At 26.7% G+C, this 13021-nt stretch carries 11 protein-coding genes; 1 reads left to right on the top strand and 10 read right to left on the bottom strand.

Annotation, left to right across the window (positions count from 1 at the left end; genetic code table 11):
* Positions 1 to 11 precede the first annotated feature (11 nt).
* The 5 genes from WFJ11_RS02660 to WFJ11_RS02640 all read right to left on the bottom strand — a co-directional run bounded on the left by WFJ11_RS02660 (position 12) and on the right by WFJ11_RS02640 (position 6000).
* A complete protein-coding gene (locus tag WFJ11_RS02660; RefSeq protein WP_141557451.1) occupies positions 12 to 1256 on the bottom strand; it encodes a CdaR family protein in 1245 nt (414 codons plus the stop codon).
* Positions 1231 to 2193 (bottom strand): diadenylate cyclase CdaA, encoded by a 963-nt coding sequence (gene cdaA, locus WFJ11_RS02655; protein ID WP_293438852.1) that lies wholly within the window; start codon positions 2191 to 2193, stop codon positions 1231 to 1233. The genes WFJ11_RS02660 and cdaA overlap by 26 nt, the downstream gene beginning before the upstream one ends.
* 96 nt (positions 2194 to 2289) lie before the next feature.
* The gene (locus WFJ11_RS02650) at positions 2290 to 3237 is read right to left on the bottom strand and encodes an ABC transporter ATP-binding protein (RefSeq protein WP_338817636.1); all 948 of its coding nucleotides are present in this window, start codon (positions 3235 to 3237) and stop codon (positions 2290 to 2292) included.
* On the bottom strand, positions 3209 to 4855 hold the full coding sequence (locus WFJ11_RS02645) for an iron ABC transporter permease (RefSeq protein WP_338817635.1): 1647 nt from the start codon (positions 4853 to 4855) through the stop codon (positions 3209 to 3211). Before WFJ11_RS02645 ends, WFJ11_RS02650 begins: the two co-directional genes overlap by 29 nt.
* A gap of 98 nt (positions 4856 to 4953) precedes the next feature.
* Entirely contained in the window at positions 4954 to 6000 is a 1047-nt protein-coding gene (locus tag WFJ11_RS02640) for an ABC transporter substrate-binding protein (protein ID WP_009354268.1), read from the bottom strand.
* Positions 6001 to 6389: 389 nt separating this feature from the next.
* Between WFJ11_RS02640 and WFJ11_RS02635 the strand changes: the two genes are divergently transcribed.
* Complete coding sequence (locus WFJ11_RS02635) at positions 6390 to 7784, top strand: MATE family efflux transporter (RefSeq protein WP_338817634.1); 1395 nt, start codon at positions 6390 to 6392, stop codon at positions 7782 to 7784.
* Positions 7785 to 7893: 109 nt separating this feature from the next.
* Here WFJ11_RS02635 and WFJ11_RS02630 read toward each other — a convergent pair whose 3' ends face one another.
* The 5 genes from WFJ11_RS02630 to WFJ11_RS02610 all read right to left on the bottom strand — a co-directional run bounded on the left by WFJ11_RS02630 (position 7894) and on the right by WFJ11_RS02610 (position 12925).
* Complete coding sequence (locus WFJ11_RS02630; RefSeq protein ID WP_338817632.1) at positions 7894 to 9396, bottom strand: bifunctional UDP-sugar hydrolase/5'-nucleotidase; 1503 nt, start codon at positions 9394 to 9396, stop codon at positions 7894 to 7896.
* On the bottom strand, positions 9396 to 10211 hold the full coding sequence (gene phnE / locus WFJ11_RS02625; protein ID WP_230197185.1) for a phosphonate ABC transporter, permease protein PhnE: 816 nt from the start codon (positions 10209 to 10211) through the stop codon (positions 9396 to 9398). Before phnE (WFJ11_RS02625) ends, WFJ11_RS02630 begins: the two co-directional genes overlap by 1 nt.
* Positions 10212 to 10216: 5 nt before the next feature.
* Positions 10217 to 11038, bottom strand: a complete 822-nt coding sequence (gene phnE / locus WFJ11_RS02620; RefSeq protein ID WP_009372583.1) for a phosphonate ABC transporter, permease protein PhnE — start codon at positions 11036 to 11038, stop codon at positions 10217 to 10219.
* A gap of 1 nt (position 11039) precedes the next feature.
* Positions 11040 to 11795, bottom strand: a complete 756-nt coding sequence (gene phnC, locus WFJ11_RS02615) for a phosphonate ABC transporter ATP-binding protein (RefSeq protein WP_009372456.1) — start codon at positions 11793 to 11795, stop codon at positions 11040 to 11042.
* A 77-nt stretch (positions 11796 to 11872) separates the two neighbouring features.
* Entirely contained in the window at positions 11873 to 12925 is a 1053-nt protein-coding gene (locus tag WFJ11_RS02610) for a phosphate/phosphite/phosphonate ABC transporter substrate-binding protein (protein WP_338817631.1), read from the bottom strand.
* Positions 12926 to 13021: the final 96 nt, after the last annotated feature.

Genomic DNA, 13021 nt, shown 5'->3' with positions numbered 1-13021 from the left:
TTGATTAAAATTTATTTTCCAATAGCTTGAACAATATCGTTTGAAATTTTTACAATTTCAATATTTTCAATATTTTTGGCTTTTATTTGCACATTTTTACCGACATCTTCTTTCTTAACTGAAACATAAAGTTTTATGTCGTCTTCAGTTAGCTTAGCCAAGTCAGATTCATAGCCTCTCACAGTAACCTGAACCTTATTTTGTAAACCTTTCAATAGTATTTCTTTATCAGACTCATTCTCTATTGAAATATTAGAAGTATCAATTTCAAAATTCTTTTCAATCTTTTTGTCAACATCAATATTAATAACAACCTTTAAATCATTATTAACAAGAGCTACATCAGATGGTAATTCCAAATTAAGATTATATGAACCTGATTCCTTTATTTGAGACAAATCAAAAGGTTTAGTGCTTATTTCCGAAATTTGTTCCAAACTTGTCAAATTTCCAACCAATGAAACTATATTAGGAACAATGTTTTTCTTTATAATTCTTACATCACTAGGTGGTGTATTTATTTCTACTAATTTTATTGGAACTTCTTTAAAGTTCTTAAATCCAATAGAAACATTAGTGTCTGTTTTACTAAGAGTCACTTTTTTAACTTCTTGATTAAGTTCATCAACAGCTACTATTTTAGATTGAACTACTTCATCACTATCTTTATTAGTAACATCTACAACGCAAAGAACTTTCTTAACTTTATTTACATAACTAACCGGTCCACTTACTACAATTTCAGAATCAGCAGGTTCTTTTTTTGCTACAACTTGGTTTTTATTCTTTATTTGTCCAACTGTTTCAACTTCAACTTTATAAGTTTTACTTATTTCTTCATCTAAAGTAACTAGTAAATCAGTTTCTGAAGCTGATTTAAACTGAACATTATATGGAACTTTATAATTAATAGATAATCTATGTGCCCCAGATGTTATCCCGTTTTGTAAATTCACCTCTGCAACTATATCACTTTTATTTACAGAATAAACATCACTTCTTTTTCCTGTTATAGTAACTGTTACTGTTGGATTTTCAGGACTTATTCTTATAAGTTTTCTAGATTCTAAAACAGATTGATTCTTAAAACTTACAGGAACATCATTAAATTGCCTTGTAACAACTGGATTAACTCCACCAATAACAAGAAACCACATAACTATTCCAACAGCCAATGAAATTACTTTTAATTTAAAATCTTTCTTAATTAATTCAATTATACTCTTTATATTAATCTTTTTTAACAATTTTATCACCTTGATTTTCAACAATTTCACTAACTTCTTCTTTTATATCTTCAATAATTTCTTTCTTAACTTCTTCTTTAAATTCTTGCTTATTTACAACATCATCTGAAACTTCTTTATTTTCAAATAAATTTTGGAAAATTTCTTTTAATGAATTAGTATTTTTTTCTTCGACAACAAAATTTTCAACTAAATAATTTAATAAGTATTCTTTTGAAACATTTCTATTTATTCTTGACTTTTCACAAATAGAAACATATCCTGTTTCTTCACTAACAACGATTACTATAGCATCTGATTTTTCTGAAATACCAATACCAGCTCTGTGCCTTGTTCCTAGTTCCATTGATATTTGTTTACTATCAGTTAGAGGTAAAAAACAAGACGCTGCTATAATACGATCATGACTTATAACAACTGCCCCATCATGCAATGGAGTATTAGGAATGAAAATATTCATTAACAATTCATAAGAAACGTCAGAATTCAAAGAAATACCTGTTTCAATAATATCCCTAAGGCCTGTCTTTCTTTCTAAAACCATTAAAGCACCAATTTTTTTGTCAGCTAATGAATATGTAGCCTTAACAATTTCTTCAATGACATTAGCATTACTACTTGATACTTCAAAATTAACAGGTTTTAAAAGTTTATTATTTCCAATATGTTCCAATATCCTTCTAAGTTCTGGTTGAAATACTATCAAAATAGCTATAAAACCAACTGTGACTGCATTATTTAAAATCCAACTTATAGTATAAAGTTTAAAAAACTCACTTAGTTTTGAAGCTATAAAAATGAATAGTATCCCTTTTATAAGTTGAGTGGCTCTTGTTCCTCTAATCAATGCAAATAACTTATAAAACATAAAACTAACTATAAATATATCTATAATATCTGTTATTCTTATAGTTGATAACAAAAAAAATAATTTATCTAAACCCATAAAATCACATCTTTCTAATTTTTATATTTTTCATATTAATTATAATACAATATCAACTAAAATTCAACAATTGTTAATATAGAAAAAAACTTTCAATTAAATTGAAAGTTTTTGTAATTTGTACTCAATAAAAACATCTTCTCCGATATTTTTTTCTTTTCCAGTATTTAATTCTACTACTTTTAATATCTTCTCATCGTTTTTCTTTAACTTTAACTGATACTCTATAAAAGCTCCTCTAAATTGTTTTGATAAAATTTTAGCAGGTTCTTGAGTTTCATAATCAACTATTTTGATTTTTTCCGGCCTAATAAAATTATCATTATCTAATTTATTTGAATTTCCAATAAATGATAGTGAGAACTCACTATTTGGAGAATTATATAGCTCAGTAACTGTAGAATTTTGAATTATTTTTCCTTCATTCATTAAAATAACTCTATCAGCCATTGTAAAAGCATCTTCTTGGTCATGTGTTACTAGTATTGTTGTCATTTTAAAATATTTTACAAGTTTCTTAATTTCATTTCTCATTGTAATTCTTAAATTTTTATCAAGATTTGAAAAAGGTTCATCAAGCAAAATAAGTCTTGGACTTATAACTAGACTTCTTGCAAGTGCCACTCTTTGCCTTTGGCCACCAGATAACTCATGAATTTTTCTTTTTTCATATCCTTCAAGTCCAACAATTTTTAGCATTTCCATAGATTGTTTTATTCTATCTTGCTTTTTTACATTTCTAAATTTCAATCCATAAGCAACATTTTCTAAAACATTTTTATTACTAAAAAGTCCATAAGATTGAAAAACTGTTGAAATATTTCTATCTTCTGGATTTAAAGAACTTATATCTTCTCCATTTAAAATAATTTGTCCTGAATCGTTTTTAATAAAACCTCCAATTGAATTTAAAATGGTTGTTTTTCCACAACCGGAAGGTCCCAATATACATAGAATATTACCTTCTTCAAGAGAGAAGTTAATATCTTTTAAAACTTCCTTTTCACCATATTTCTTACATAAATTTTTTACTTCTAAGAACATAAGTATCTCCTAATTTATTTAAAATATAATTAATAAACATAAATAATAAACTAAAAATTAAGCAAATCAGAATTATCAATATAGCTAATACTGAAGCAGTGTTGTATTTACCACTATTTATGACATCAAACATTACAAGAGTCAAAACCTTTTGTGCTGGATATACAATGAAAATTATAGATCCAACTGTAGTCATAGTACTATTAAATCCATTTATCATGCTTATAACAAAATGATTTCTTGTATGTGATAAAATAACATCTTTAAAAATAAAGAATTCATTTGCTCCTAGGTCTTTTGCACTTAAAATTTGATTCTTATCTATTGTTTCTAAACTAGAACTAAAGACTTTAGTTGAAAAAGGAAGTTGCTTAAAAGTAACATTCAAAATAACTATTAAAGCAGTTCCTGTAATGTAAATTGGATAATTATTAAAAGCTAATATATATCCAATTCCAAAGAAAGTACCTGGTAACATATATGGCATAGTAGCAATAAAATCAAATATTTTTAAAAATTTTACATTTCTTATATGAATATAATATTGTAGTAAAAGTCCTATTAGACTACCAAAGAAAGCAGAAATCAAAGAATAATTAATACTTCTAAAAATAGTTTTATCTATATGGTTCTTAATTCCTATAAAGTGTTCAAATGTAAAATATAATTTTCCTTTTGAATAATCTGTAAAAGCAGATAAAATTATAGAACTATATTGTAAAATTAATAAAATCAAAAATATTGTTGATAAAAAAATTGCAAAGGAAAAAACAATACCTTTCTTTTCAATATTAACTTCTGACACATTAGATCCAAAATTTGTATTTGAAATTATTCTTGAATTCTTTATATAAAATATAAAAGTAAAAATAACTGGAATACAAAGTATTATATTCATAGCTCCAGCCTGAATAATATTTCCATCAGAAATAAAAACATTATATGATTTTGAAGCTAAAGTTTCAAAAGAACCACCTATTATTAAAGGTGTAGAAAAATCAGCAATACTTCTTATAAAACTTAAAATTGCAACAACTTTTATGCTAGGTAATAATTGAGGTAAAATAATATCTAAAATAATATTATTTGTTTTTGCCCCTAAAGATCTTGCACTATTTATTTGCTCCTTATCAATATTATCTAGTGTAGATATAATCATAAGAGCACTCAAAGAAATAAGACCTATACTTTGCATTAAAATAACACCAAATGAACCATAAGCATTAAATGAAAGCTTAAAAATATCATGTGTTATGAAACCTCTTCTTCCAAAAAGTTTTATATATGCTAATGATGAAACAAAAGGTGGAGATATCATTGTAATCATTAAAACAAATGAAATTAATCTCTTTATACTCTTTCTAATACTAAAACAAAAAATTCCAATAGAAACTGAAACAATTGTTGTAATTATGGTAGCAAAAATTGCTACAAAAATTGAATTATATAAAAGTTTACTCTGTGTTTTTAAAAAAGTGAATCCTTCTAAAGTAAATTTTCCTTCATTAAAAAATGTGGAAGTAAAAACTTTTAAGAAAGGAAATAAAATAAAAGTAAATAAACAAAAAACAAGAGTTAATATAATAATTGCATCTAAAAATTTAAAATATCTTTTCATAACTTTAATTAATTAAAAAGGGAGATTGCTCTCCCTATTTTCTATTGTAAAACAACAAGATTTCTAAAAATATTCTCGATAAAAATTATCGTGAAATTTTATTTTCCTTGTGTTAATTCTGCCCATTTCTTAAGAATAGCTTCTCTTTGTGAACCAAAACTTTCTATATCCTCTTTTATAAATTTATCTTTAGGTAAGCCAAGATCATACCCTTTAGTTCCTTCAATTACCATTTGACCACCATCTTTTCCATCAAGTTCAGCAATCAATTGTTGATTTTCAGGTCTTAAAATAAAATCTTCAAATGCTTTTGCAACTTCAAGGTTTGGACTGTTCTTAAAAATTGCTACACCTTCTGGTACCCAGCATAAACCATCTTCTGGATAAATTGCAGTTAAATTATTTTTTTCAGCTACATCAAAAGCTGATTTATCAATTGGAATAATTCCTATTCCAAATTCTCCTGCTACTGTTTTTTCTTGTGGATCTTTTCCTCTTTTTCCATAGAACTTAACATTATCATTTAACTTTTTAAAATATTCCCAGGCCTTTTCTTCTCCATACTTATCTATAAGGCCTTTAACATTTGCAAAACTAGTTCCTGAAACAGCAGGATTTGCCATAATAATTTCATCTTTATACTTAGGATCTACAATTTCTTCCCAAGTTTTAGGTACTTTAAGTCCTTTTTCTTCTAAAATTTTATTATTTACTAAAAATCCTACAACTGTAACTCCCTTTGAAATCCAGTAACCTTCATTATCTTTAAATCCTTCTTTAATTTTATCAAATCCTTCAGGTTTATACATTTCTAAAAGACCATCTGATTTAGCTTTCATAAAGGCATCAATTCCGCCACCAAACCAAACATCAGCACTTGGTTTTCCACCTTCAGCTTTAATTTTAGCAATTACTTCTCCACTTGACATTGAAAGAAATTCAACTTTAGCCTTAGTTTCATCTGAAAACTTATCAAAAAGTTTTTTATATTTTTCAGACGTAGCTACAACATTTAAAGTTTTTCCTTCAAAGTTTTTAGTAGTTTCTACCTGCTTTTCTTCTTTTTTATCTTCTGCTTTTTTAGATTGACAACCAACTAACATTAAGCCAGCAAGCATTAAAGATAAAATTCTTGATTTTTTCATATTTTCCTCCTAAATTATCTAATCCATATTATTTTAATATAATTATGGAAATAAAATAAATGCAACTTTATCACAAAGGATAAAGATATAATTATTATATCATATTTTTATAATTTATCATAATTTATTTTAAGATAATAATATTATTTTTTATTATTGATATTACACTGATAATATAATTTTTAGTAAACTAACAAATTTATAAGAAATTATAATAAATTTCTATAATTAATGATAAATATTTTCAAAAAATTAGTTGAACTAAATAATTTAAAAGTACATTTTTTACTATTATTATAATATTTTTAAAAGATTTTTATTTAAATATGTTTTATTCCACTATATTTGTGGAATATAATAAAGGTATAAATTTTTATGGGAGGTGTTGTATGAAAAAAGAACGAAGCGAAATGATTCTACATGGTAATATTTACAAAATAATCGCAATAATATCCATTCCAATTATTTTAAACAATTTTATTCAACAGTTATACTCTCTTGCAGATGCCTTTTGGCTAGGAAAATTAGGAACAGCAGAATTTGCATCAACAAGTTTTACTTGGCCTGTTATTTTTTTATTTAATTCTATTGGGATTGGACTGTCAATAGCTGCTATATCTTTAATTTCTCAATTATTAGGTCGAAAAGATTATTTACATGCACAAAAATATGCGGATACTTTAGTTAATATTTCTTTACTATTTTCTATAGTATTTATGTTGTTAGGATATTTTAGTGCTGATTTGATAGTAAAAATGATGGGTGCAACTGGAGATTTAGCAAAATATAGTATAATCTATTTAAAATATAGCTATCTTGGAATTCCATTTATATTTCTCTACTACATATATTCATCAATATTATCTGCTCAGGGCAAAAACACAATTCCTACAATGATAAGTACAATTTGTGTTATATTAAATATGATTTTAAATCCGATTTTTATTTTTGATATAATTCCTTTTACATCAATTTCAGGATTTGGACTTGGAGTAAAGGGTGCGGCTGTTGCAACAGTATTAACACAAGGAATAATGTGTATTGTTGGATTTATTCATTTAAGAATAAACAAAGATATTATTAAATTAAACCTAAATAGTTTAATATATATTAAATGGGAAAAACATATTCTAAAAAGAATTTATAGAATTACTTTACCATCAGTAATAGGGCAAGTTGGAACTGCCATAGGTTTCATGATAATGAACTCATTTATTCAAAGCTATGGAACAGAAACTGTTGCCGCTTATGGAATGGTAAATAGAATAAGTGGACTTTTAAATATTCCTCCAGGCGGAGTAGGCTCAGCAATAACTTCAATTATTGGACAAAATATAGGAAATAATAATATTAAGAGAGTTAAAGAAACATTTAAAAAAGCTTCTATTATTATAATTATTATGTCAATTATAATTGCAATAATTAGTTTTATATTTAGATATGAAATTTTATCTTTCTTTATAAGTGCACCAAAAGATTCAGTACTTATGGTACAAGCAAATAGTTATATGTTCTATACATTAATAACTCTTGTAATGTTAAATATGTTTTTTGTATATCAAGGACTTTTCCAAGGTTCTGGAAATAGTAAGTATTCAATGGCTATAGATATGATAAGACTTTGGATAATAAGGCTTCCATTAATACTTTTTTTCAAGAATTTTACAAGTTATGGTGCAACAGGTATATGGCTTGCAATGGCAATTTCAAATGTATTAGTAAGTATGATTGCTCATGCAATATATTTAAAAGGCGGATGGCAACAAGGATCATTTTACAGATAAAATTAAGATATAGAATTTTTAAAAGTTTAGGTTGGAATAATTTCCAACCTTTTTGTATTTTCTCTTTATATATAAAAGACTATTGCATCTATTGCAATAGTCTTTTTACCTAATCTACTATTTTTAATTTTATATTATTCTTGTCCTCAATTTTAACATAATTATTATCTTTTACATAATCAATCAAAACTTCGGCGATATCCCTCGTATCTTCTTTAAGAGTTTTAAGTTCTGGGAAAAACGAAAAATTTCCTCCTCCTGTCGCTCTATAATTATTTAATACAAGTTTATATTTTTTATCTAAAATCAGCTCGTCTCCATCAACTTTTACGTCTGTTATGAAATTTTTTCCATTTTTTGAAATGTTCATTGTATATTCTATTCCATCAAGCATATCATAATTATACATCTCTCTTTTTGGATATAAAAACTTTGGATTAATATCAATTCTATTGTCTTTCACTATCCAGTAAGTTGAAAGCTGCGTTAAATAATCTAAAATATTTTGCCCGCTCATTTCTTTTAAAACTAATGTATTTGGGAATGGATAATTTAAAATTATATCTCTATATCTTAAATTTTTACCAAAACCGGGCATAACTTCAAAAAGACAACAAGAAGAAATATCCGCTCCCATAGTTTCCTTTTGAATTTTGTTTATAAAACTTGTAATTGAATGTTTTTCCAATTGAGCAGACTTTGTATCAGAAATATACATTTCTTTATTACAACTACCAATTTCTACATCCAACCATTTTTCAGTTTCATTTAAAACTTCTTTAAATTTTTCTTCCATTTCAGAATCAATTTCATATTCTGAAATATCTTTAAGATTAACTGAAATATTTTCATCAAATAAAATTTCCATACAAGTTGCACATCCATCTGCACATTGTATTACAAAAGTATCTTTTATCTTTCCTGTTAAAGTCCTATGTTGATGTCCTGTAACTAAAACATCTATTCCGGAAATTTTATCACAAATCTCATAACCGACATTTTCTCCTGTCAAGTTTTCGGTAGGATTCCCACTTTCTAAGTCTCTTTCAAAACCGCCATGATAAAAAACTACAACATAATCAACCTTATCTCTAACAACCTCAACTGAGTTTTTAACAGTTTCAAAAACATTTAAAATTTCCAAATTTTCTAAATTTTTAGGATTTTCCCAATGGTCAATATAGTCAGTTACAACTCCGATTAGTGCAACTTTTTTATTATCTATATCAATAATATCTGTACTTCCAAATTTTTTATTTTTATACTTTACATTACCGGTAATACATTTTGCATTGGTTTCTTTAACATAATTATATAAAAACTCACTACCATAGTTAAAATCGTGATTTCCTATATTAATATAATCACAATGTAAATAATTAAGAGCTTTAGCAACAATATTTTCTTTTAAATTAGCATTAGCATAAGTTACCAAAGGTGTTCCTTGATTTATATCTCCATTATCAACATAAATTACTTTCCCCTTTTTTCTTTCCTCTTCTAAAAAAGTCGAAAACCTTGAAAGTCCTTTATTTGCTATAGCAGAGTTTACAAAATTATATGCCAGTAAATTACCATGAACATCAGTGGTAGATAAAATTTTAAAAGCCATTAATATCCCCTCGCTAATTTTCTTCTTACATTATTTGAAAAAACTTCTATAATTAAAACTAAAATAATTATTCCAACTAAAATTGACCCAACTTCATTCCAACGATAATTATTCATCGCAAAAATAAGTGGTGCCCCGATTCCACCTGCTCCAACAAGTCCAAGAACAGATGCATCTCTTAAATTCATATCAAATCTATAAATAACAATAGAAATTAATTTTGAATAAATTTGTGGTAAAATTCCATATCTTATTTGCTCAATTTTAGTACATCCAATCGCTGAAAGAGATTCGATAATACCAAAATCTAAATCTTCTATAACATCTATATACAATTTAGTAACCATTCCTATTGAAACAACTGACATTGTAAATACACCTGCCAATGCTCCGGGCCCAGTAACGCCTATAAACATAAGTCCGTAGATAAAAGCCGGAACAGTTCTAACGCACATTGTAAAAAATCTTCCAATTACAGCTACATATTTTGAAACAATTTTCTTTGCAGAAATGAATGCAAAAGGAATAGAAATAATTGCTCCAATTATTGTACCTAAAAATGCAATACACATTGTTTCAAAAAGCAAATAAATTACACCTTTACTATCGAATCTAAAAAGAAATTCCAAATCAGGATGTAATATACCATTTATAATATTTTTAGCAATTGTCATTGAGTCTTTTACATCATCGCCTTTTTTAATGGACATTGCTGACCAAACTAAAAGTCCTAAAACTATTACAATAACTGCAATGATATAAGTATATGATTTTGGCTCTTTTTTTAATTTTTCTTCTACTTTTGAATTCACCATTTCCATTACTCCAACCTTCCTCTAAAATGTTCACTTATAATTTCTATTACAAAAACAGTTAAAAGTAATAAAAATACTATAGTACCAACTTTTGAATATTCTCTCCAACCGAGTTTTTCATTCAAAATCATACCGATACCGCCTGCACCAACATAACCTAAAATTGCTGCATATCTAACATTACCTTCAAAGTTGAATAATGCTGTTGAAATATATGAAGGTAAAACAACTGGTAATATAGCATATCTAAAAGCATAGAATTTAGTAAATCCCATAGATTCCATACATTCAAAAGCACCCATATCAACAGTTTCAATTGACTCATACAATAATTTTCCAACATAAGATAATGAAAAAATAAAGATTGCGACAGTTCCTGCAAAAGTACCAAGACCCCATATATAAGTTGCTATTAAAGCACAAACAAGAGAAGGTAGAGTTCTTAAAATACTTAAAAATAATTTAAAAAATCCATTTACAAATTTATTTTTAGTTATATTGCTGGAAGCTAAAATTGCAATAGGTAATGAAACTAATGCTCCTAAAAACGACCCCATCAAAGACATTTTTATAGTATCAAAAAGTGGAGTTAAAACTTCTTTAGAATAACTAAAATCAGGTGGAATCATCCCTTTTAAAATATTAAAAAAGTTTCCAAAATTTTTAAATACTTCAAAATTAAAACCAGTAACCTTTACTGAAATATACATTAAAAAAATTACGATAACTGTAATTAAAGGAGTTTTTGAACGTGGCCTGAAAGCAACTTTTCCATTATCTAAAGTTATCTTTTCTTTTGGAAATATGGTATCAAATATATTTTTCATATTATTCTCCAGTTTCAAATAAATCTTTTTGGTAAATTTTATCTAAGATTTCCTTTGTAATATCACTTGCTGATCCATCATAAACAATTCTACCTTTGTTTATTCCAACAACTCTATCACAATATTTTAAAGCTAAATCTACGTCATGAATATTAATTAAAATTGTAATATTATTTTCTTTATTAATTTTTCTAAAATCTTCCATAACTTGATTTGAAGTTACAGGATCTAGAGCGGCAACTGGTTCATCGGCTAAAATAATTTGAGGGTTTTGACCTAAGGCTCTTGCTAAAGCTACTCTTTGTTGTTGACCTCCCGAAAGTTGGTCAACTCTTACATAAGCTTTTTCCAACATATCTACTTTATCTAAAGCTTCTAAAGATTTTATCTTGCATTCCTTAGGAAATATCCCAAAAAATTTTCTAAAACCTGTTAAATCCGGAACAAATGCAGTTAAAACATTTTTTATAACTGTAGTTCTTGTAACTAAGTTGAAAGATTGAAAAATCATTCCAATTTTTCTTCGAAACTTTCTAATATCTGATCCACTTAATTTTTTTACATCAACATCATTTACAATTAATTCTCCTGAAGTAATTTCATGCATCTTATTGACACATCTAATTAATGTAGATTTACCTGATCCAGAAAGTCCTATAATCGCTACAAACTCTCCCTGATCTATTTTTAAATCGACATCTATTAATCCCTTTGTACCATTAGGATAAACTTTACTAACTTTTTTAAATTCTATCATTTTTTTCTCCATATATTTTGTTAAAAAAGGAGAGATTTCTCTCTCCCTAATACTCACACAATTTAATTAATTCATCATTATTTTAATTTTTTTACAATATCTTGAGCTTTTGCTTCATTATCGTAGTCACTATCCTTTGCTGGTTGATAACCTTCATGACTATAAACAGATATAACTTTTTTTCCTTCTTCAGTTTTAGCTATTTCAATAAGTGATTTTTCAAGAGCTTTTTTGAATTCGGGTGTTATATTCTTAGATTTTTTAGAAACACTTACAGTATCATTATATATAGGAGTTGTAACACCAATTAGATTTGTTTCTTCCCAAATTGATGTTTTTCTTCCATAATTTTCAGTCCATTTCTTTTCTTGGTCAAGTCTAGCATCAGCATATGTACAAAGTACATCTACTTGACCTGAAGCAAGTCTAGCAAAAGCAGAGCCGTAAGAATCACTTAAAATTGCATTATTTCCTAAATCTTTAATAGTTTTTCCAAAATTTTCATTTAACCAAAGAGTTGGGTAAATATATCCTGCAGGTGAAGTTGGATTCATAACACTCCATTTTAAATCTTTTACATCATCCCAAGTTAATTTTTCTCCAGCATTTACTTTTTTAGCTATAGCTTGTCCTTTTTCAGATGGTCCAGCAATAATTAATGCTCTATAAGAAGTAACTTGATCTTCTGTTTTCTTTGTAGGTTTTTGTTCGTTCCAAACCTTAGCAGAATCATCATTTACAGAAAGTCCTTTTCTAGTAGCAGTCAAAAGAACTTCCGCTCCATCTCTATATAAAACATAAGTTCCCGCTGGAATAAATCCAATATCAAGTGTTCCAGCATTAAGTCCTTCTCCTACCGCTTCAAAACTTGTTCCAACTGTTATTTCAACATTTTTAACATCATATCCTTCTTTTGCTAATTGTTCCTTTAATAAATTCTTTAAAGGTTCAGTTGCAGTAACTATTTCTGACGGTTCTCTTGAAGGTACAAAACCAATTGTAAGTTTTTCAATAGTTATTTTTCCATCAGCAGATTTTTTTTCTTCTTTTTTAGAGCCACAGCCCACAAGAAGTCCTGCACTTAAAACAAGTGCCAAAGATGAAATTAAAATTTTTTTAAATATTTTCATAATTCCCCCTATATATTAGTGAAACATAAATTGTATGATTTGCCCTTATATTATATCATTTTAGAAAACTGTTTACAATTATAATAATGACTTTTT

The organism is Parvimonas micra, from assembly GCF_037482165.1.
GTDB lineage: Bacteria > Bacillota > Clostridia > Tissierellales > Peptoniphilaceae > Parvimonas.
Note: the sequence above shows the minus strand (reverse complement) of the source record. Positions and strands in the feature narration are given on the sequence as shown.

Coding starts and splice junctions, on each gene's coding strand:
- WFJ11_RS02630 (WP_338817632.1), bottom strand. CDS start 9,396: ATGGCTTTTAAAATTTTATCTACCACTGATGTTCATGGTAATTTACTG.
- phnE (WP_230197185.1), bottom strand. CDS start 10,211: ATGGTGAATTCAAAAGTAGAAGAAAAATTAAAAAAAGAGCCAAAATCA.
- WFJ11_RS02635 (WP_338817634.1), top strand. CDS start 6,390: ATGAAAAAAGAACGAAGCGAAATGATTCTACATGGTAATATTTACAAA.
- WFJ11_RS02610 (WP_338817631.1), bottom strand. CDS start 12,925: ATGAAAATATTTAAAAAAATTTTAATTTCATCTTTGGCACTTGTTTTA.
- WFJ11_RS02650 (WP_338817636.1), bottom strand. CDS start 3,237: ATGTTCTTAGAAGTAAAAAATTTATGTAAGAAATATGGTGAAAAGGAA.
- WFJ11_RS02640 (WP_009354268.1), bottom strand. CDS start 6,000: ATGAAAAAATCAAGAATTTTATCTTTAATGCTTGCTGGCTTAATGTTA.
- cdaA (WP_293438852.1), bottom strand. CDS start 2,193: ATGGGTTTAGATAAATTATTTTTTTTGTTATCAACTATAAGAATAACA.
- WFJ11_RS02645 (WP_338817635.1), bottom strand. CDS start 4,855: ATGAAAAGATATTTTAAATTTTTAGATGCAATTATTATATTAACTCTT.
- phnC (WP_009372456.1), bottom strand. CDS start 11,795: ATGATAGAATTTAAAAAAGTTAGTAAAGTTTATCCTAATGGTACAAAG.
- phnE (WP_009372583.1), bottom strand. CDS start 11,038: ATGAAAAATATATTTGATACCATATTTCCAAAAGAAAAGATAACTTTA.